This is a genomic window from Paragemmobacter ruber, from assembly GCF_009908315.1.
In the GTDB taxonomy this organism is placed as follows: Bacteria; Pseudomonadota; Alphaproteobacteria; order Rhodobacterales; family Rhodobacteraceae; genus Paragemmobacter; species Paragemmobacter ruber.
Genome location: NZ_JAAATW010000008.1, coordinates 13913 through 32632, shown reverse-complemented (window position 1 = coordinate 32632; position 18720 = coordinate 13913). Strand labels below are relative to the sequence as shown.

Sequence of the window (18720 nt, the reverse complement as noted above, 5' to 3'; positions counted from 1 at the left end):
GGTTGATCCGTCAGTTCGACGTGTGCAGCCGGATCGCCAGCCGGGGTCGCTTGTTCACCGGCAGGATCGAGGCCTCGGTCATGACGTCGATCCAGCGGCCCTTTTCGTCGAGATGTTGTCGGGCATAGAGGGGCAGACCGATGGTGTTGGCGGTTTCCAGGAGGTTCGCGGGGCCGCCATAGGTGGTGAAGGTGTCCATCGTGCCCAAGGGGAAGGCGATCCCCTCGCTCGCCGGGACCAGCCGTTCGGTGGCCTTGGTCGAGAGGGTGACGGTGCCGGAGTATTCCTCGAAGAGGATGCCGCCGAAGGGGAAGTTGCGGCGGACATCCTCGCGCAGCGGCTGGGCGCCGGTCGAGGCGTAGAACTTGTAGGCTTCCTCGGTCTTCGGATGCGCGATCAGCTTGTCGAAGAACTCGCGGCTGACCAGCGCATGGACGGAGGTCATGGCCTCGCCCAGAAGGTTATCCTCGATGGCGCGCAGCACCTCGCGGACCTTGCCCTGCACGTTGGTGCCTGCGGTGCCGAGAACGAAGTCGACCGAGATCTGCGCCAGGCCGAATTCCGTGAAGTAGTTGTAGAGGGTCGTCCCGGCGCCGTCCTTCACGATGCCGCGCAGTGCGTTCATCTCCATGTATTCCCGGGTCTGGGCGTGCTTGCGCCGCATCAGCAGCAGCTTGCGGTTCATCACTTCGACGAGGGGATCGGCCGCGTCGAAGGCCCCGAGGCCGGGCTGTCCCTGGATGTCGGCGGGCAGGATCACGTCATCATGCGGGATCCACGGCAGGGCGAAGCTGCGCATCGAGCGACCCTCGCGCGTGCCGACGGTGGCGGGGCCGCCGAGGGGGACGGAGGGCAGAAGGCTCAGGACGCCCTCGTATTGCTCGATGATGACGGACCGCTGGCTGACGCCTTCGAAGCGGAAGAGGCCGATCTGGGCGAGGCGGGTGTAGAGGTTGGGCAGGATGTTGATGGCCTGCGTCATCTCGGCCAGCGAATAGCCGCCAGCGTCAAAGGGATTGCGGACGAGGGTCATGATGGGGCTCCGGGGGAATGAGGGGATTGGTGCGGCCAGTTGGGCAGCGTCAGACACCGTCGCGGGCGATGATGCCGACCGCGGCCAGCTGGGTGATCTTGGCGGCGATCTTGGCCGCGTCGTTGACGGTGGCCTCGTAGGCGAGGGCGGCGCGCGACACGATGGCGGGGCCACGCGTGACGATGATGCCCACCGCGTCTGCCAGCGTGGCGTTGACCGGATAGAGCAGGACGGCGACTGCGGTTTGCGAACCGTCGGCGCCGGTCGCGGGCGAGAGGGTGTACTTGCCGCTCGCGGTGACGCGGCCGAGGACGGCACCGGAGGGGTAGTTGGTGCCGATCAGCAGCGTCACCACCTCGCGGGTGTAGTTCGGGTTGACCTCGTATTTGAGGACATCGCCCATGCTGGGCGGTTCCGTCAGGACGGGCATGGTTCAGTCTCCAGGATGTTGGGGGATGGGGGCGCCCGATCTGGGCGGTGCGCGTCAGCGCGAAGCGGCGGCCGATTTCTTGGCGGCCGCCACGATGGGGCTTTCCTTCGCGCCCGCGGCCGGGGCGGTGGCGATGATGCCCGCAGCATCGCTGCGGGCTGCGAGATCGGCGAGCACCTTGGCGCGCAGCGCTTCGGGCTTCACGCCCTTGGCCACGGCATCGGCGGCATCGATCTGGATGCCGAGGCGCGCGGCCTGCGCGCAGACTTGCGCGACCTCGGCCGCCTCGGCGCGGATCGCTTCGGGCGACATCGCGGCCGCCGCGGTCTGCGGCGGTGCGATTGCCGCGGGCGGGGCCGGTTCCGGCGGCGTGCTGGCAGCAGGCGCGACCGGAGGCTGCGCATGATCTTCGGGGGCAGTGGTCATCATCGGGCCCTTTCCTCTGGGGGTGGATGTGCCGCGGGGTGCGGCGGCGAAAGCGCGGAAGGCGGTGACCGGATCGGCCACCTCGTCGGCGAGACCGGCGAAGACCGCCGCCTCGCCGCGGAAGACGGCGGCTTCGGTGCCCAGCGCCCGTAGGGTGTCCAGGCGTCGGCCGCGCCCTTCAGCGACGGTTTCGGCGAAGAGCTGGCGCAGGTCCTCCAACTCGCCCGCGATCCGGGCGCGGACGGCCTCGGGAAGCGGCTGGTAAGGGTTCGCATCGACCTTGCGGGCCCCGGCATGGATCAGCGTGACGGCGATGCCCTTCTGGTCGAGCGCCTCGCTCATGTCGCTGTGCATGGCCACGACACCGATGCTGCCGACAGCGCCGGTGCGGGGCAGGATGATCCGGTCGGCCTGGGAGGCCAGCGCATAGGCTGCGGACAGCGCGTGATCCGCGACGAAAGCCTGTACGGGTTTGACCTGACGCACGGCCCGGATGCGGTCGGCGAGGTCGAAGGCACCCGCGACTTCGCCGCCGAAGCTGTCGATGTCGAGGGCAATGCCACGAATGGCGGGGTCGGAGATTGCCGCCTGCAGCTGGGCGGCGATGCCCTCATAGGAGGTCAGACCGGAGGATTGCCCGATCCATGCTCCGCGATGGACCAGCGTGCCTGCAATCTCGATCACGGCAATCCCGTCCACGACCCCGAAGGGTTGGCTTCCGTTCCGCGCTTGGCGGCTGGTCAGGTCATCACCAAACAACGACGCCCGGACGGGCAGGCTGGCGGCCTCCTGCGCTTCGGAGGCGATTTCGACCCCCTCGACTCTGATTTCCCTGCCGGTGATCCGGGGACCAAGCCCGGTCAGGAAGGCCAGTGCCTTGGCGGGATCGACCATCAAGGGCGTGTTGAAGACGCGCTGGGCGATCTGGGTGTGGTGCATCATTCGTCCCCCGCGGGCCGGGTTTCCCGGTCCTCACCCTCGTCATTCTGTCCCTGGTCCTGCTTGTCAGGGTCCGTTGCGCCGCCCTGATCCGCGCTACTGCCACCGGCCGCCTGCGCCGGTGATCCCGGCCGCCGGAAGTCGAGCCCTAGGTCCGCCTCGCGTTTCCGTTCTGCCGCGATTTCCCTGTCGACCTGCTCTGCGTCGTAGCCGCGTTCGGCGATGGCCTGCGTGCGGGATTTCAGGCCCGCTTCGATCTGCAGGATCTCGGCCGCGGCATCCTTGGCCGGGTCGATCCAGTCCCATTTGGTGGGGAGCCAGTCGCAAGCGAGCCAGACGCGCCGCTCCGTCGCATAGCCCGGCAGATCGATGGCGCTTGCCAGTACGGCCATGTCCATCCAGCGGGTCCAGACGGCGCGGCAGAGCTGATAGACCATCACCGAATGCTGGAAGGCCGAGATCCGGCGGCGGAAGTCGACGAGGGCGATCCTGGTGTTGGAGAAGTTCCCCTTGGCCGTGTCGCCCGTGAGATAGCCATAGGGCACGCCCAGCGCCGCGCCGATCTGCAGAAGCGTGCGGTACTGGAAGGGTTCATAGGTGGACCCGGAATCCGGCGTCGCAGGGGTGGTGACATCCTCGCCCGGATCAAGGCGCACCACCTGGCCCGGTTCCACCTCCAGATCATCCTCGGCGGGATCGAGGGCGGTTTCCGGGGCGGGCGACGTGATGAACATGGCGAACATCGCCGCGGTCTTCTTTCGCTCCAACTCCGCATCGTCGTAGAGATCGAGGGTGAAGAGCTTCACCACCGCCGCGGCGAAGCGCGACACCCCGCGCAGCTGGCCCGCCTCGACCGGGTCGAGGATGTGGATGACCTCGGACGCGGGCACGCGCACCGTATCGCCCACCAGTCCCGGATCGGTACTGTCGCCCGGATGGCGGCGGAGGAAGTGATAGGCCACGCGGCGGCCGATCCCGTCGAACTCGATCCCCTGTCGAATTGAACCCGCGCCGGGCAGGATGCGCGTCATGTCCTGGGGCAGCATTTCTGAGGGCAGCATCTGCAGCTGCATCGGCACGGTCAGCCCGTCCTCCGGCCGTCGCGTCCGGATGCGCAGGAACACCTCACCTGCCAGGAACACCTCCCGCGCGGCCCGGCGCTGAAGCCCAAAGAAGTCGGTCAAGCCTTCCGCATCCGCCTCGTCAGTCCAGGCAAGCCAGAGCTTCTGCAACTCTTCCTTCTTCCCCTGATCCGCGATCTTCGACGAGGGCTTGATGCCGTCGCCGACGACATGGTTCGCGAAGGCGTCGACAGCGTTCGCGGCGTAGCCATTGTTCCTGACCAGCCAGCGCGCCCGGGCGGTGATCGTCTCGCCCGAGGCGGCGATCAGCGTGTTCACATGCGCCCGCGTGGCACGGAACCCGCGCATCCGGCGGTGGGACTGCGCGGCGTCGAAGCCACCGATGATGGACCCGAGCCGCGCGCGGAAGGCATCCAGCACCATGGTCACAGACCCTTCGTGGCGACCGTGCCCCAGCGGCGGCGGCGTGGCGTGGCCGAAGCCGCTGCAACCCGTGCCTCGAGATCGCGAACGGCCGCCGCCAGTTCGGCATCCGAGCCATAGGTCACCGTCTTGCCGTCGTAGCTGACGCTGCGCAGCCCGGCGAAGCGGGCTTCCTGCAGCGCGGTCAGCAGGGCCTGCATGCGTTCCAGGTCCATCAGTCCCTCATGAAGTTCGGGGTGTAGGCCCGCCGTTTCCGACGTGGCGTGGTCAGGGTTCCGGCCTTGGGCTGGGCCGGGTCTTGTGTCGCGATGTCGGTCGCGGTGGCCGAGGGCATGCGCGTTTCGACGCCCGCCTGCGCCTCGAGTCGCCGCCAAGTGGCTTCGTCCCATCGGTCGGCGCCGAGGATCCACGCTGCAGCGCGGGCATAGACCCGGCAGTCCAGCGCCTCGTTCCGTTCGCGCATCTTCTGCCATTCCTGGTGGGCATAGCCGCGCTTGTTGCGGATCGTGACCAGCTGCTCGGCCACCAGCTGCTTCAGCCATTCGGTGTCAGCCCAGCCGGGGATGTGCACGGTCCCTGGCGCATCGAGAACGCCCAGCGCCCGGTCTTCGTCCGAGGGGCGTTCGATCCGCAGGAACCGGTAGGTTTCCGCCTTGAACGTCGCCGTGGCCACAGACCAGAGCCTCGCCCCGCGGCGGAGCCTTTTCCCGCCGATGGTGGCATCGACATAGGTCGGGCCAGACACGGGTGCCGACCGGTTGAACCCTTCGAGGCCCTTCAGGGGCGCCACCTGTTCGAAGCCGACCTTGCGCGACCAGGCATAGACGGCTGCCGCTTCGTATCCAGTGTCGATCCCGAGCCTTGCCACGGTCATGAAGGCGCCGTTGGCATGCTGCCAAGACCGGCCGAGGAGGGCTGACAGCCTGTCCCACGCGGCGGGGTCGTCGGGGCCGCCCGGGATGACGATGTGATCGACGAGCCAGCTTTCCATGCCCCGACCCCAGGCCCAGATATCGACCTCGATCCGGTCCCTCTGCACGTCTGCCCCGGCCGTCAGGAACAGCCCGGCCATAGGCACGGTGCCCGGCTTCCACGCCTCCCGCCGATCCGCCAGCCGCTGCCATTCCGGCGCGTCGCCGCTTTCGACCCAAGTCTCGCCCAGAAGCGTGTTGCGCGCGACGCGCAGCGTCTCGTCAGACCCTTGGGCCGCCAGCCACTCCCGCGCGACGTCGGACCAGCTTTTCCAGCCCAAGGGCGAATAGAGCGCCGAGAGATGGAAGCCGATGGCCTTCGGATCCTTGGAAACCGCTGTCGCCCGCCATTCGCCTTTGGCCAACATGTCGGTCTTGTGGTGCTCGGCGATGGGGCGTTCGCAGCCCTCGCAGTGATAGGCGGCGGTTTCGGGCTTTCCTTTCGCCCAGCGCAGGCGGTCGAACTGCAGCCATTGCATCGTCCCGCAATGCGGGCAGGGCACGAAGTAACGCCGCTGGTCAGACGCCTCGAATTCCCGCTCGATCCGCGACAGCCCCCGGATCGTGGGCGTCGAGACCATGAACACCTTGCGCCGGTGCGAGAAGGTGGTGGTGCGCGCCTCAGCCAGCGTGACCGGATCGCCTTCCTCGTCGGCCGAGGCGGGATAGGCGTCGACCTCGTCCAGAAACACATAGCGCGCGGGCATCGACCGAAGGCCAGTGGCGGAATTCGCGCCGGTCAGCACCAGGATGCCGCCGGGGAACTCTTTTGAGAGCATCGAATTGCCCGCGTCGCGCGATCGCGACGGGCTCACCCGCTCGCGCAGCGCCGGGCTATCCGCGATCAACGGGTCCAAACGGCCCCGTGAGGTGCGCTTCGCCAGTTCCAGGCTCGGCAGCACCGCCAGCATCGGCCCCGGCGCGTGGTGGATGACGAAGCCGATCCAGTTGTTGCCCGCCTCCGTGGCCCCGACCTGCGCGGCCTTCATGAAGGTGATGCGCTGGGCGGGATGGCCGGGCGACAGCGCATCCATGATCTCGCGCAGGTAGGGCGCGCGGGCGGTGCGATACCGCCCCGGCTCGGCCGCGCCGCGCGACGACAGCCAGCGATGCTGATCCGCCCATTCCGACACCGTCAGGTTCGGATCGGGGCGCATCCCCTGCCGCCAGACCCGGAGCAGGTCCTCGGCGCCGTCGAAGCCGAGGTCGAGACCCGCGGTCAGATCGTTGTCGTCATCCGAGGGAGACCCGGAGGTCGGCGAGGGCGTCGAGCTGTTCGCGGACATGGGCTTCCAGCACCCTCTGCATGATCGCGGTCTCGATCGTCACCGATGCCCCGGATTGCCGTTCCACCTCCGCCATGATCTGCGCCGCCATCAGCGCGGCCACCCGTCCGGGCCAAGTGACCCAGACATCCCGTTCCTGCCGCGCGAGCCGGAAGACGAGGGTCTCCGCCCGCGCACGGTCGACCAGCGTGCCCTTCTTCTTCTGGACGGCCAGCTGGCGTTCCTGCGCCGCGTAAACCGTCAGCGCCGTGCGCGCCTTGATATACGAAGTCGTGTCCCCGGGGCCGCTGGCCAGCCCATCGCCACCAAGAGACCGGCGTTGCTGGTCGGGATCCGTCATCTCGGCCCGACGCACATCCGAGGCTGCGGCGTTGATCGACCCGTCGTCATGGACCACCAGCCGCCCGTTCTTGCGCGCCTTTTGCACCCCGCCGCGGGACAGGCCGGAATGCGCCGCGTACTCGCGTTCGCTCATGCCTTTCATGGCGCTGTGATGCCTATCAAGATATTGAAAATAAACAGGAAAAGACAATCATCCCCGTTGATTGTCTCCGCCGTCAGAGCGATTCTGCGATCAGGAACTCACCCCCGGATCGGAGATCAGACCATGACCAAAACCGCCAAACCCGCCACCACCGCGCCCGATGCGCTGATGCTCGACATCGCTAAGCGCCACTTCTTCGTCGAGACGCTGGATACCCGGAACAGCGACGGGCTGGATTTCCACGACGTTGCCATCTGGTCGATCCGCGCCGCGCTGATCGAGGCCTATGTCGCGGGCCTCGCCGCGGCCAAGCGCTGAGGGAGCCAAACACATGACCATGGCCATCACCACCATCCGCATCGATTATTCCGCCCTTCCCGAGGGGTTCGATCTGAGCCGCCCGGACGCCATCGCCGAGGTCATTGAGCAGGCGCTGCGCGAGAGCGGGATCCCGGCCGAGGCGTCCGACGTCCTGTCGCACCTGAAGATCGAACTGCCCACCGCCCAGCTGGGTGCCGCCAGCCGTGCGCTGGCCGAGATGCGCCTGATCTGACCGGAACGATCAGAAAGCACAGATATTGCTCCGATTTGCCTACGATCATTCGCCCGTCAGAGCGATGGTGTTGGCACCAGAACGATGCAACTCACCGAAGGATGCCCCGCCATGACGACCCGCCGCGCCAACGACAACTCCAAAGCCCTCGACGCCTTCATCGCAGCCAAGGCCGAAATCGACACGATGCTCGAGCGTCTGAAGGCCCTCAGCGACGACCATTTCGAGACCCACCCCGACGAGATCCACTGGGGCCATGTCGGCACGCTGGAGCACTACGCGGGCCTGCTGCGCCAGATCACCGACAGCGCCTTCAAGGAAGGCGAACACGCCGCCTGACGCGTCCGCGTGGCGCAACGGACGCCCCGTCCGACGACGGGGCTTGCCTCCGTAGAAGGCGTGCACATCGCGCGCCGCAACGCCCGGAGGCCCCCATGACAACCCCGTCCGACACCCAATCCCTGATCCTCTCCCGCGCCGCGACCCGGCCGGGCAACCTTGCCTTGCCGCTGCCCGAGGGGCTGGTCGGCGCCGCCGCCAAGATGGTCGTCGGCAAGATGATCGCCCGCGGCTGGCTCGAGGAGGTCGAGGCAAACCTGCGGCGCGGCGAGCCGATGTGGCGCGAGACCGGCGACGGCCACGGCACCACGCTGATTGCCACCGAGGCCGGGCTGGAAGCCATCGGGATCGAACCGCTGGTGGCAAGCGCCGTTGCCAACGCGCGGAAGGCGAGGCCGAAAACGCAACCAGCTCAAACGCCCTACGATACCGACACCGCGAAACCGGTCGCCATCCGCGCTGGCACCAAGCAGGCCCAGATCATCGCCATGCTCCAGCGCCCCGAGGGCGCGACGGTTGCCGAGATGGTCGACGCGACTGGATGGCTCGCGCACACTGTCCGTGGCTCGATCTCGGGAGCGTTGAAGAAGAATCTGGGCCTGCCCATCGCCGCGGAGAAGGTCGAGGGCAGGGGGACGGTCTACAAGCTGCCCGCCTGATCATTCCCTGCCAGCCGCGTTACCCCGCCGCCCCGCCCGGGCGGCGGTACTTTATTGCCACGACAGCAGATCGCGGGCCGCGGCCTGAAGGATGTCCTGCGCCATCCGTGGCTCGCAGGTGTAGATCCCGCCCGGTTCCGGCTCGCCCACATTGTCCTCGAACCACGCCCGACCCTCGTCCGAGATCGGACGCAGGACCACGATGGTCCCGTGATCGTTGATTTCGATGTGCTGCCAGCCGTCGGACATGAGACAAGGCTAGGCGGTCAAGGCAGATGGTTCAACCGGATCCCGATATAGGCGTTTTCAGCCTTTCGGGGATCCTTTTGCTTGGCCGCATCGCTCAACGCGCCAATCGCCGAGACCATATGGGAGAGGATGCGCATCACGTGCTCAAGGTCGGAATGCGCATGCTGGCGTTTCTCGCCGTTCAATTCCGTCTCAAGATGCGCGTCCCTGCGATTGCCGAACGGATCGGCCGTGATACCGACCAGGCCGTGGGTGATGCGGTTCCTGAGTTCCAGCGCCATCACGAGTCGGGCGCGAACCTCGGTGAGCAGTTCGCGATGTTCGGGGCGTTCGTCACAGACGACGGCTTGCAAGCTTTCCCAACGCGCGATCTTCTGCGCCAGCGTATGCGGCGCGATCCGGCTTTTCCCGTCGTCCAGTTGTTCGATGCGCTTGGTGATCTCTCGTTCGATGGACGACCATAGAAAAAGGAGAGAGCCGACGCTCGCCTTCATTTCCACGAAGGAGACGGGACTGATGGCGGGGTCATCTTCCATTTGCAGGTCAGCTTCGAATTCCGTTTGCACCAAGTGCTTTATGGGCCAAGCCCTCGAAAGTTGAAAGCTAATCGCCTCCTATGAGGTTCGCTTTGCGTCCCGTCGCCATCTCCCACCGCCGCACGGCGACGTCGCAGTAGACTGGGTCCAGTTCCACCGCGCAGCAGCGCCGCCCGGTGCGTTCAGCGGCGATCAGCTGGCTGCCGGAGCCGCAGAAGGGTTCGAACACCAGGTCGCCGGGGTCGGTGAAGGCTTCCAGCACAGCCTCGACCAGCGCCACCGGGAACACGGCCGGGTGCGATCCGGCGGCACCCAGCCCGCCCTTGTGCCGCATGATGCGGAACACGCTGTCCGGGATCCGGTGGCTCTGGATCGCGTTGCCGGTGCCGGTCTTGCGATGGACCGTGCCGTCGGCCCCGCGCAGGCCGCCGCCACCGAGGGTTTCGCCCGCGTGCTTGCTTTCCACGGTCTTATTCGGCTTTCGGGGCTGGCGGTTGAAGTGGAAGATGAACTCGTGCGAGGGCGCGAGGCGGCCGTTCCAGTCACCGGGCAAGCCGGGCCCCTGGTCCCAGACATACCAGCCGAAGCGCCGCCAGCCCTGCGCGCGCATCCAGTCGAGCCAGCCCTGCCAATAGGGGATCCACTCACCGTCACGGTGAACAAGGCCGAGGTTCACCAGCAGCTGGGCACCGGCGGTGACAGGCGCCGCGGTAAAGACGCCTTGCATCAGCGCATCCCAATCGCCGACCTTCTCTTTCGCCGCGCCATAGTCGCGCTGCTGGGCGTAGGGCGGGGAGGTGAACAGCAGCGCGGCCTGCGCACCGTCCATCAACTGCGCCACCACGGCCGGGTCGGTGGCATCGCCGCAGACCAGACGATGGTCGCCCAGCGCCCAGATATCGCCGGGGCGGGTGATCGGGTCAGCCGGAGCGTCAGGGATGGTGTCGGCGGTGTCATCGTCGATGGACGTACGGTCGTCGGTATCGTGCAGCAGCGCGTCCAGTTCGTCCTCGGGGATCCCGATCAGCCCGAGGTCGAAATCCTCGGCCAGCAGCCCGCGCAGTTCCTCGAGGAGGAGCGACTCGTCCCACCCGCCCAGTTCGGTCAGTTTGTTGTCGGCGATGCGATAGGCGCGCCGCTGTGCCTCGGTCAGGTGGCCGAGCACGATCACCGGCGCCTCGGCCAGCCCTAGCTGGGCCGCGGCCAGGACCCGGCCATGGCCTGCGATCAGCTCGCCGTCGCCTGCGACGAGGCAAGGGACGGTCCAGCCGAATTCGGCCATGCTGGCGGCAATCTTTGCCACTTGATCGGCATCGTGGGTCTTGGCGTTGCGGGCATAGGGACGGAGGCGGGACAGCGGCCAGTGTTCGATCCGGCCGGGCAGGAGGCGCGCGTTCATGCCGGGAGCCGCTTGGCCTTGATGGCGGCGAAGGTTTCGCCAGTTTCCGCCAGAACAGCCTCCTGACCGGTGAAGGACTGCCAGCGCTCGATGGCGACATCGACATAGGCCGGGTTCAGTTCCACGCCGAGGCAGACCCGGCCGGTGGTTTCGGCCGCGATCAGCGTGGTGCCGGAACCCATGAAGGGTTCATAGACCGCCTGACCCGGGGACGAGTTGTTCAGGATCGGGCGGCGCATGCATTCGACCGGTTTCTGCGTGCCGTGCACCGTGTCGGCATCCTGATCCCGGTTGGCGATCTGCCACAGCGTCGTCTGCTTGCGGTCCCCCGCCCAGTGACCCTTGCCCTTGGCGCGCACCGCATACCAGCAGGGTTCGTGCTGCCAGTGATAGTCGCCGCGGCTGAGGACCAGCCGGTCCTTCGCCCAGATGATCTGGGACCGGATGGCGAAACCCGCCGCCACCAGGCTGTCCGCCACAGTCGCCGCGTGCAGCGCGCCGTGCCAGACATATGCGACATCACCGGGGAACAGCGCCCAGGCTTCGCGCCAGTCGGCGCGGTCGTCGTTCAGCACCTTGCCGGTGCGCTTGGTCTTTGCCGCACCCGCCTGATTGCGCCAGGAGGGATCGTACTCCACGCCGTAGGGCGGGTCGGTGACCATCAACAGGGGGCGCACATCGCCCAGCAGCCGCCCCACCACATAAGCCGCGGTGCTGTCGCCGCAGATCAGACGGTGCGACCCGAGCTGCCAGATGTCGCCCGGCACCGACACCGGCGTGACCGGAAGCTCCGGAACCTCGTCCTCGCCTTCGACCGGACCATCCTCGCCCAGCGCCTCGGGATCCCGCAAAAGCGCGTCGAGGTCATCGTCGCTGATGCCCAAGAGCGTCAGGTCGAAATCCTCGGCCAGCAGCCCGGCGATCTCGTCGCGCAGCAGGGCCTCGTCCCATTCGCCCAGTTCGGTCAGCTTGTTGTCGGCGATCCGATAGGCCCGGCGTTCCGCCTCGTCGAGATGGCTGAGCCGGATCACCGGCACCTCGGTCAGCCCGAGCATGGTCGCGGCCAGCACCCGGCCATGGCCCGCGATCAGCTCGCCGTCGTCGGCCACCATGCAGGGCACGGTCCAGCCGAACTTGGCCATGCTGGCCGCGATCTTCGCCACCTGGTCGTCGCCGTGCATCTTGGCATTGCGGGCATAGGGGCGCAGCCGGGCAATCGGCCAGGACTCTACCTGGCTCGGCGCGAAGACGAGGTCCATGGGGCGGGCTCGGGATGTGGGGGACGGAAAATGAAAAGCGCCCGCGAGGGGGTTCCTCCGGGCGCAATTCTTCGATGATCAAGGGGTAGGTCAATGGGGGCAGGTCTGTCAAGCCGAAAAGTGAAGCGAATTCAACGGCTTCTAATGAATTGGCTTTCTGTGGTGGCTTCTGGCCACCTGGCTTCCCCAAAGGTGGCTTCCCTGGCTTCCCGCCGGGAATCCACCCTAGCCAGATCGTGATTCCGCAAGCCGCTGATCTGACTCACGAATTCCGGCATCAGCACCCAAGGTGGCTTCCGCCTGGCTTCCCCGGTGAAACTGCCTCACGCTAGCGAACCACCGCGCTGCGCCCCCCCGCATACGATCAAGGCCGGGGAGGAACCAGAGGAGGGGGGGAGGTCACCCGAGAGAGTTATCTTTAAGCGAGACCTGTGGCCAAACGGGTAGAAAAAGCGCCAATCCACTTGGATCAAACGGGCATCGCTTGGATCTGGCTGTCAAACAAGTCAGCAGGCAAAGTCTTGTTGTTGACGTAGTTCTGAAGGACATCGTAAACCGACAAATACAGACATGATACTATTGGAAAATTATCCGCCCGCGCACCGCTCTGATTTCTAAACTCAATGTGAGTGAATTTTCCAGATCTCGACTGTGACGCGGGGAAAATGAACATGCTTCCGGCGAGTGGCTTCCCGTCGATAAACTCGATGGCGCGCTGATAGGCTTGTTGTTTTACAATATCTGAAATGCCGGGACTATCACTAGCATTTTCCGCAGCGTAGTACTTTGCGTCAGCCAACATTAGTTTTCCGAAGATTCTAAAAACAATATCGGTACGCAGACCCGCGCGGGCCTCATTTGCAAGCTGACTTTCGCGAGAAATATAGAAAGGTACAGGCAGTAGGCTGTTCCAACTACGCTCCACGCCTGGAATTACCTGCCTAAGAGCCTCCTCCCAAACAATGTGGAAGTCTTCAACTCCGATGAGAAGACTCGACTCCTGTGCCTTTGCCTGCTCTTCGAGATACTCTATCAAAAGCCCGCACAGTCGCAGTGCTCGCACTGAGTAGAGTGATTGACGAACTTGCTTTAGTAGTGTGGCCCAGCGGTTGCGGGGCAGAACCATGGTACCCTGTCGACTTCGCAAAAGACTCTGCATGCCGAACTGAGTGAGCCACCAACCATGGCTGTTAAGGATTTCGCGAAGAACAGCGACTTGAACTTGGGAGAGGACACTGCCGTGACTATCCAGCGATCGCTGGCCTCGGATACGGAGCGGCGGGCACAATTCCCCATTCTCGTCGCAAAAGCCAAACTCTCTTCGAAGCGTCTTTGACCAGTTTGGCTTTCCGGCTCCTATCGTCGGGTATCGCTCTGTTTCGTAATAGATACCGTAGTCCCGGTAGTCGGCAGCAAGATCCAACACCACGCCTAGCTGGCTAACCCCAAGGACGCCGCGGGACGACATATCCGTCCGCATGCGACTGCTGTAACTGAACTTTGCCAGCGTCCGCATTGTCAGTTGAGCTGTAACAAGATCTTCTGCAAAGACGTTCCGTAACGCAGCACGCGGCAAGAAGACAGTTGGTACTTCACCAGGCGGGTGAACAAGGCCGCAGAAATGGAGTTTATCCCGGTCCTCAATCCTACCCCTGCCCAATTCAGAGAGGTTACGAAACACGCTAGGGTGCTGGCTCGAGAGCCATCTCAAGGGAGAGCGATCCTCGAGAATATTTACTTGAGTCATTGCGCCTCGGGCGGAGGCGCCACAGGATCTTTTTGAGCCTCGGCCGGATCAGCACCTATCCGGCGCCCAGCGATATCAGCGCCCAATGCAGCTGGGCCAGCATCCACAACTCTCTCTGCAAGCCGTAGCAAAAGGCCGTTGGATAGAATTGGACGACCCTCCAACATAAACAAGACTAGTTCACCGTATGTATGAACATCGGAACTGAAGATCTCTTCGCGACCATGGTGCCGTAGCACGTCATCCCACAGATACAGGAGTACCTTACCTGGAATGGAACCATCAGCATTCCGGTCCTCGGCCTTGACAAACCAAGGTCCAAGCAGCCGGTCTTCTGCGATCATAAGGCGCTGCGTCAGTATTGCATTTATCTCGACGGCAAGCACGCGCCAAGGCACTTCGTTACTGCCTCCGCCTTGTATAGCCACGTTGAAACTTATTTCAGGGGCCTGGTCGAAATTCAGAGGCTCATAGACTTGTGCCCAACGCCTACGGAATGCCGTGTCCAAAGGGAAAACACCCTGATCTGCACTGTTCATCGTAGCAAGCAACCAAAGATTGGAGGGCATCCGAACCCGTCCGTCGATACTTCCTGTCGTGGTCTCGAACCACTGCGTAAATTCAGGGCTCGGCGACGCAATGTCGTACACGCCCGAGCCGTTTGATTGGCGATCCAGCAATAGAAAGATGTCGCCAAAGATCGCGGCAGCTGGACCGCGATTCAACTCCTCAATTATCAGGTTAACTCTCTGGGTCGGATTGTTAACTGCGTCAGCAAGTGCCAAACAGAAGGGGCCTGGAGTAAACCGATACAGCACCTTCTCATCAACAACTACGGGCTTGAGCGATCCAAAAAAATCGGACTGTTCTAAGGTGGGATGGAAAACCGTTCGAAAGTTTCGATGCCCTTCGATCTCTTGGTCAATCGCATAACTCTTGCCAGTGCCTGGCGCACCATATCGGATGATGTTGGATCCGCCAGACAGTCTGGGCGCCTGATCTGCATCTTCCTCTGGCTCATCCGGCGGATCGCCGATCGCACCTTCAGAGTGCAAACGTGAAATATTGCTTATGTAGTAATGAAAGAAGTTCGGCCGAAAGGCATAGGTTCGGCGCTGTTTCTTATCGAGTGTGCTGCCGAATCCAAACAGATACGCATCGCGAATTACTTCAACTGTTGTATAGCACGAAGTTGGATTAGCATGTTCAAGATACCCGGAAGGCTTCCACGCGCAAAAAACTACTTCATCCGGACTTGGTGCGTAAATGCCAAGCAATAGGCAATATCGATTACCGTCATACGCGCGCTGAAATTCATCTGCGTGATGATCGTAATCCTCCGTAAGCTGTATTCTCTTTTCACTGTCGCGCCGGTGCGCCCAAGCAAGATTTCGAAAAACGAAGATTTCCAAAGTGTACGCCGTCCCCGCCTTGGAAATGTTCGCAAGGAATTTCACCCCGCGGCTTCCCACTGCGCGCTCAGCAGGCGATACTTGTCCAGTCCAGCCGTTTGAAATCAAGGATTGACGGAGAAATTCAAGTACCTGCTCAGGATTTGGGTGAGCGGGGTCGTTTCCTTGGAAGATTTCTCCTGTGGCGTTAGTCTGCAAAGGCATGGATTGTCTCCAGGAATGACCTCAGGCCATCAACGACATGACAGGCCGGAAATTGTACGACGTTACAACTCTACCAGAGTTCAGCTTTTCGGAACGGTACAACGCACGATTCGCCCACGCTCTCGCCATGCACTCTAGCTTGCTATCAATGACTGCTGCCAGAGAAGCATTCATCGGGAAGCTAAGCACGTTATCTCTAGTGACATGAAATCCATCCCCAAGCATCAGCCAGTGGTTCATGAACTCGTCAGTGGAAATAGCAGCGAGGAATCGCAGTCTGTCTTGGTCCTTGGGGAAACTGAACAGATTTGTTCCCGGACTGTAGGCTTCCCGAACGCCTATGAAATTTCGGGCAACAGTGGAAACTGCGACCAGAAACTCACCTGTTGGTGTCACTAGGTCACTTAGAGTTCCCGACGGACGTGCGCGGCTGTAGCTTAGGACTTGATCCTGTCTAACCGGCCTTGGAAATTGATCGTCTCTTTCATAGCCAGAAATATCGACGAGTTCAGGCTGACTAGAAAGTAAATTTTCTCGTTCAGCCGCTTGCCAACGAAGCAAGCGAGTTGCTTGAAGGGATGGATGTTTGGATGGGACGCCTGTGAAGATAGTGCAGCGCTGGCTATTCGACTTGTTGCTGTTCTTACTTTTCGGCTTACCTGACTTGAATAGCGTGTCAGGAATATTGTCAAAATTACTGAACGCGAACGCCCGCCCATCATCGCGGATTTGACGGCGAAGATTGGAGTATTCTCTGGAAAAGCACAAGGACAATGGCACAATAAATGCTACATAGCCACGTGGGTGCGTGATATGCAGTGCTTTCTCCGAAAAGTCTGCAAACGAGTTCTTCCAATAGGCGTTTGGCGGATTCTTTACGAAGGGTGGATTCGCGAAGACAAAAGGTTCACTCGCTTCTTCGAGTTTTGGCTCCCAGTGCAGAAAGTCTGAGTGGTGCAGTTTAACATTTGGAAGCGTGAATTGCGCGACTCTTTCGATCTGGTCGATCTGGTCACGCACGAAATCAAGGGCCGATGAGTTGATATCGCAAAGGTCCATCCGAATCTGAGAAAGCACATTTTCGGAAGCGCCTAGTTCACAAAGTTTGAGTAGCAATCCAAAGACCAAGGCACCCGCTCCCACTGCGGGCTCAATGAAATGGGTGCGATGTATCCATTCGTCGAGATTGTCGCCGCGTGCTTCGTAACTCTGAGCAAAGAATTTGTTCCAGAAGAACTTTGTGGCGTCAAAGGGCGTGTAGTAGGATCCTGTTGAAAGGCGATGATCTTCGGTCCCACTATTGTTATCAGCCCCGACATAGGACAGTTCCATCTCTGCCTTTTCCGAGGCTTGCATTGCGCGGATTAGGGAAGAGCGAAGCAGGTTGTTTCTGTCCGTTGACGCGCACGGGAGGTCGCGTTGACGAGATGTAGTGACTCCTCCTTGATCCAGCATTCACGAAACTCCCACGTTCGTTAGGAAAGGTGGTTCAAGAGATGTTCGATCATCCTGCGACCCAACAGCGTCGGCACTGCGTTGCCGATCTGACGTTGCACCGAGCGTCGACTGCCAAAGAAGCGATAGCCCTCCGGGAATGTCTGTATCGCGGCAATCTCTGGGACTCGCAGCCGACGGTTTTCCCAGTGGAAAGGACCCACCCATGGTCCAGGTTGGGCAGCGATGGTAATCGAAGGCATCTCGGGGTGCAGTTTGAACAAGAAGTTCCAGAAGCGACCGCCAGAACGAAAAGTTCGCCCGGAATAGTGTTCTAGTGATGAGAGTGCGATATAGTTCTTTCCAGGAGGGACGTTGAGCAGTTCCTCGAAATACGTTCCCGCAGAAGCGTCCTCTTGCGGTTCGCGGAAAGCTTCTCCGGCAAACGGCAATATGAACCTGCCAACGCCCTCATAGTGGGGTAAATCGGCGTTGCGCTTGTGGTCGACTGGATCGGTGTGGGTCGGCCGCGGATCAGGCAGTTGTGCGTGCTTCCCACGAATACCGAACACAAAGACCCTCCGTCGGCGCTGTGGGATGCCAAAGTCCAATGCATTGGCCCTGAACAATGTACAAGTGTAACCAAGTTCTTCTGCCACGGCCAAGAAGCCGTCGAGTGATGACTTGTTCGTAGGGTGAAGTATGCTGTCAACGTTTTCGAAGAGAAAGCCTGACGGTTGCATTTCGCTGACAGCACGAAGGAATTGACCCAGCATGTTTCGTGGATCATCGGCGATCAGACGATTGTCATTGCGCACCCAGTAACCGTTCTTCGAGAACGGCTGGCAAGGCGGGCCGCCGATCAGAATACTTGGGGCTTGTTGACGCCATTGAGTGAAGTCAACCTGACGAATGTCGATTTCTAGGACGTTCTGTTCGAGGCCAATACCATTTTGCCGGAGCGTTTCTGCAGAATCATGATCGATCTCGATCGCTGCAACAATCCGCGCACCAGCTTGCTGTGCACCTGCATCCAAGCCCCCGGCGCCAGAGAAGATACTGATGCAGTCAACCAAAGTTTCTTACCTTCTCGGGTCTGGGCGAACTGTTCCATCGTGTCATGGTTGGCTCACAATTCAGTTAATTCTACTTGCGTCAACCGTCCGCGTCCAAGCAACAGAATGTGGCCAATGGCGTGCGATGCACTAAGGGTAGCCTTCCTTTCCTAGTCGAAACTTTCAACACCGACAAGTGTCGTACGGCTGCTGACTGGCAGCGAGGGAGAGACTTCTCTCCATGCCTGCAGAGGGCTGCAACCGGCCGAGACGTCGCTGTCATGATGGGCTGATGGTATCGTAGGAGCCCTCAGAAACTCAGCAGTTCCCTATCCAAATAGTTGCGAAGGTTTATCAGGTCGGTGGCCTCGCCGCGCATCATGATGTCCAGCGCGCTGTGCCCTCCGAAGGCCGCGTTTGGCTTGCAGACCCATGTGTAGCCGCGGCCAGGCTCGGTGAAGAGGTACCTTAACGCCTTGTGGATGCCCATCAGGATTGCCATCCTCGCTCGAAGGTCACGGTCGATCGGACCGATGTCGCCAGTCTTCCAGCGCTCCCATGTATGCTCGTCCATGTCGCCGAGCAGCACGCGCGCCTCGCCATCCGTCAGGACCCAGGCGTGGAACAGGTTGACGGTGGTGCGCGCGAGGGCCGCTGCTTCCTCGTCCGTGATGACGGGGAAGTCGGGTTGCTTCGAAACTGATGGAACCGATGCGCGGCGCATGACGCTCCCTTCTTCTGCCGCCAGCATGGTCGACGGGTGTCATTTGGCAAGCCTCGATTTCCTCGAGACGGCGGCG

20 protein-coding genes are annotated in these 18720 nt (G+C 62.4%); 4 read left to right on the top strand and 16 right to left on the bottom strand.

Annotated features, from left to right (window positions below):
- Positions 1-10: 10 nt before the first annotated feature.
- From GU920_RS18895 to GU920_RS18865, 7 genes are read right to left on the bottom strand one after another with little or no spacing between them, the layout of a single operon-like run.
- Positions 11-1033 carry a major capsid protein gene (locus tag GU920_RS18895; protein ID WP_161768665.1) on the bottom strand — a complete coding sequence of 341 codons (1023 nt, stop codon included), beginning with the start codon at positions 1031-1033 and terminating at the stop codon, positions 11-13.
- Positions 1034-1082: 49 nt separating this feature from the next.
- Positions 1083-1463, bottom strand: coding sequence for a head decoration protein (locus GU920_RS18890; protein WP_161768664.1), 381 nt, complete (start codon positions 1461-1463; stop codon positions 1083-1085).
- A gap of 54 nt (positions 1464-1517) precedes the next feature.
- A complete protein-coding gene (locus GU920_RS18885) occupies positions 1518-2828 on the bottom strand; it encodes a S49 family peptidase (RefSeq protein WP_161768689.1) in 1311 nt (436 codons plus the stop codon).
- Complete coding sequence (locus GU920_RS18880; protein WP_161768663.1) at positions 2828-4333, bottom strand: phage portal protein; 1506 nt, start codon at positions 4331-4333, stop codon at positions 2828-2830. Before GU920_RS18880 ends, GU920_RS18885 begins: the two co-directional genes overlap by 1 nt.
- 2 nt (positions 4334-4335) lie before the next feature.
- Entirely contained in the window at positions 4336-4548 is a 213-nt protein-coding gene (locus GU920_RS18875; RefSeq protein ID WP_028720889.1) for a phage head-tail joining protein, read from the bottom strand.
- The gene (locus tag GU920_RS18870; RefSeq protein ID WP_161768662.1) at positions 4548-6590 is read right to left on the bottom strand and encodes a phage terminase large subunit family protein; all 2043 of its coding nucleotides are present in this window, start codon (positions 6588-6590) and stop codon (positions 4548-4550) included. The genes GU920_RS18875 and GU920_RS18870 overlap by 1 nt, the downstream gene beginning before the upstream one ends.
- Complete coding sequence (locus tag GU920_RS18865) at positions 6538-7074, bottom strand: hypothetical protein (protein WP_161768661.1); 537 nt, start codon at positions 7072-7074, stop codon at positions 6538-6540. Before GU920_RS18865 ends, GU920_RS18870 begins: the two co-directional genes overlap by 53 nt.
- Before the next feature lie 123 nt (positions 7075-7197).
- On the opposite strand from GU920_RS18865, the gene GU920_RS18860 reads away from it, so the two are divergent.
- The 4 genes from GU920_RS18860 (at position 7198) to GU920_RS18845 (ending at position 8625) form a co-directional block, all read left to right on the top strand.
- The gene (locus GU920_RS18860; protein WP_161768660.1) at positions 7198-7392 is read left to right on the top strand and encodes a DUF6900 domain-containing protein; all 195 of its coding nucleotides are present in this window, start codon (positions 7198-7200) and stop codon (positions 7390-7392) included.
- A 13-nt stretch (positions 7393-7405) separates the two neighbouring features.
- Entirely contained in the window at positions 7406-7627 is a 222-nt protein-coding gene (locus GU920_RS18855) for a hypothetical protein (RefSeq protein ID WP_201744254.1), read from the top strand.
- A gap of 111 nt (positions 7628-7738) precedes the next feature.
- A complete protein-coding gene (locus GU920_RS18850; protein WP_161768688.1) occupies positions 7739-7966 on the top strand; it encodes a hypothetical protein in 228 nt (75 codons plus the stop codon).
- Between the two features lie 95 nt (positions 7967-8061).
- A complete protein-coding gene (locus GU920_RS18845) occupies positions 8062-8625 on the top strand; it encodes a DUF3489 domain-containing protein (RefSeq protein ID WP_161768659.1) in 564 nt (187 codons plus the stop codon).
- Between the two features lie 51 nt (positions 8626-8676).
- Here the strand turns inward: GU920_RS18845 and GU920_RS18840 are convergent, their stop codons facing one another.
- From GU920_RS18840 to GU920_RS18800, 9 genes are all read right to left on the bottom strand, one after another.
- The gene (locus tag GU920_RS18840) at positions 8677-8874 is read right to left on the bottom strand and encodes a hypothetical protein (protein WP_161768658.1); all 198 of its coding nucleotides are present in this window, start codon (positions 8872-8874) and stop codon (positions 8677-8679) included.
- 17 nt (positions 8875-8891) lie between these two features.
- Positions 8892-9440: a hypothetical protein gene (locus GU920_RS18835; RefSeq protein ID WP_161768657.1), complete on the bottom strand. Its 549-nt coding sequence runs from the start codon at positions 9438-9440 to the stop codon at positions 8892-8894.
- A 37-nt stretch (positions 9441-9477) separates the two neighbouring features.
- Complete coding sequence (locus GU920_RS18830) at positions 9478-10809, bottom strand: site-specific DNA-methyltransferase (RefSeq protein ID WP_161768656.1); 1332 nt, start codon at positions 10807-10809, stop codon at positions 9478-9480.
- On the bottom strand, positions 10806-12068 hold the full coding sequence (locus GU920_RS18825; RefSeq protein ID WP_161768655.1) for a site-specific DNA-methyltransferase: 1263 nt from the start codon (positions 12066-12068) through the stop codon (positions 10806-10808). Before GU920_RS18825 ends, GU920_RS18830 begins: the two co-directional genes overlap by 4 nt.
- A 469-nt stretch (positions 12069-12537) precedes the next feature.
- Complete coding sequence (locus tag GU920_RS18820) at positions 12538-13644, bottom strand: LlaJI family restriction endonuclease (protein ID WP_161768654.1); 1107 nt, start codon at positions 13642-13644, stop codon at positions 12538-12540.
- A gap of 167 nt (positions 13645-13811) precedes the next feature.
- Positions 13812-15431, bottom strand: coding sequence for a hypothetical protein (locus tag GU920_RS18815; RefSeq protein WP_161768653.1), 1620 nt, complete (start codon positions 15429-15431; stop codon positions 13812-13814).
- A gap of 21 nt (positions 15432-15452) precedes the next feature.
- Positions 15453-16763, bottom strand: coding sequence for a hypothetical protein (locus GU920_RS18810; protein WP_161768652.1), 1311 nt, complete (start codon positions 16761-16763; stop codon positions 15453-15455).
- Between the two features lie 143 nt (positions 16764-16906).
- Complete coding sequence (locus GU920_RS18805) at positions 16907-17941, bottom strand: DNA cytosine methyltransferase (RefSeq protein WP_161768651.1); 1035 nt, start codon at positions 17939-17941, stop codon at positions 16907-16909.
- 289 nt (positions 17942-18230) lie between these two features.
- Complete coding sequence (locus GU920_RS18800) at positions 18231-18671, bottom strand: MbcA/ParS/Xre antitoxin family protein (RefSeq protein WP_328799326.1); 441 nt, start codon at positions 18669-18671, stop codon at positions 18231-18233.
- Between the last annotated feature and the right edge of the window lie 49 nt (positions 18672-18720).

Bases quoted from the DNA above. Each gene is read 5' to 3' on its own strand.
- GU920_RS18895 (WP_161768665.1), bottom strand. From the start codon at position 1,033: ATGACCCTCGTCCGCAATCCCTTTGACGCTGGCGGCTATTCGCTGGCC.
- GU920_RS18890 (WP_161768664.1), bottom strand. From the start codon at position 1,463: ATGCCCGTCCTGACGGAACCGCCCAGCATGGGCGATGTCCTCAAATAC.
- GU920_RS18885 (WP_161768689.1), bottom strand. From the start codon at position 2,828: ATGCACCACACCCAGATCGCCCAGCGCGTCTTCAACACGCCCTTGATG.
- GU920_RS18880 (WP_161768663.1), bottom strand. From the start codon at position 4,333: ATGGTGCTGGATGCCTTCCGCGCGCGGCTCGGGTCCATCATCGGTGGC.
- GU920_RS18875 (WP_028720889.1), bottom strand. From the start codon at position 4,548: ATGGACCTGGAACGCATGCAGGCCCTGCTGACCGCGCTGCAGGAAGCC.
- GU920_RS18870 (WP_161768662.1), bottom strand. From the start codon at position 6,590: ATGTCCGCGAACAGCTCGACGCCCTCGCCGACCTCCGGGTCTCCCTCG.
- GU920_RS18865 (WP_161768661.1), bottom strand. From the start codon at position 7,074: ATGAAAGGCATGAGCGAACGCGAGTACGCGGCGCATTCCGGCCTGTCC.
- GU920_RS18860 (WP_161768660.1), top strand. From the start codon at position 7,198: ATGACCAAAACCGCCAAACCCGCCACCACCGCGCCCGATGCGCTGATG.
- GU920_RS18855 (WP_201744254.1), top strand. From the start codon at position 7,406: ATGACCATGGCCATCACCACCATCCGCATCGATTATTCCGCCCTTCCC.
- GU920_RS18850 (WP_161768688.1), top strand. From the start codon at position 7,739: ATGACGACCCGCCGCGCCAACGACAACTCCAAAGCCCTCGACGCCTTC.
- GU920_RS18845 (WP_161768659.1), top strand. From the start codon at position 8,062: ATGACAACCCCGTCCGACACCCAATCCCTGATCCTCTCCCGCGCCGCG.
- GU920_RS18840 (WP_161768658.1), bottom strand. From the start codon at position 8,874: ATGTCCGACGGCTGGCAGCACATCGAAATCAACGATCACGGGACCATC.
- GU920_RS18830 (WP_161768656.1), bottom strand. From the start codon at position 10,809: ATGAACGCGCGCCTCCTGCCCGGCCGGATCGAACACTGGCCGCTGTCC.
- GU920_RS18825 (WP_161768655.1), bottom strand. From the start codon at position 12,068: ATGGACCTCGTCTTCGCGCCGAGCCAGGTAGAGTCCTGGCCGATTGCC.
- GU920_RS18815 (WP_161768653.1), bottom strand. From the start codon at position 15,431: ATGCCTTTGCAGACTAACGCCACAGGAGAAATCTTCCAAGGAAACGAC.
- GU920_RS18810 (WP_161768652.1), bottom strand. From the start codon at position 16,763: ATGGAACTGTCCTATGTCGGGGCTGATAACAATAGTGGGACCGAAGAT.
- GU920_RS18800 (WP_328799326.1), bottom strand. From the start codon at position 18,671: ATGCTGGCGGCAGAAGAAGGGAGCGTCATGCGCCGCGCATCGGTTCCA.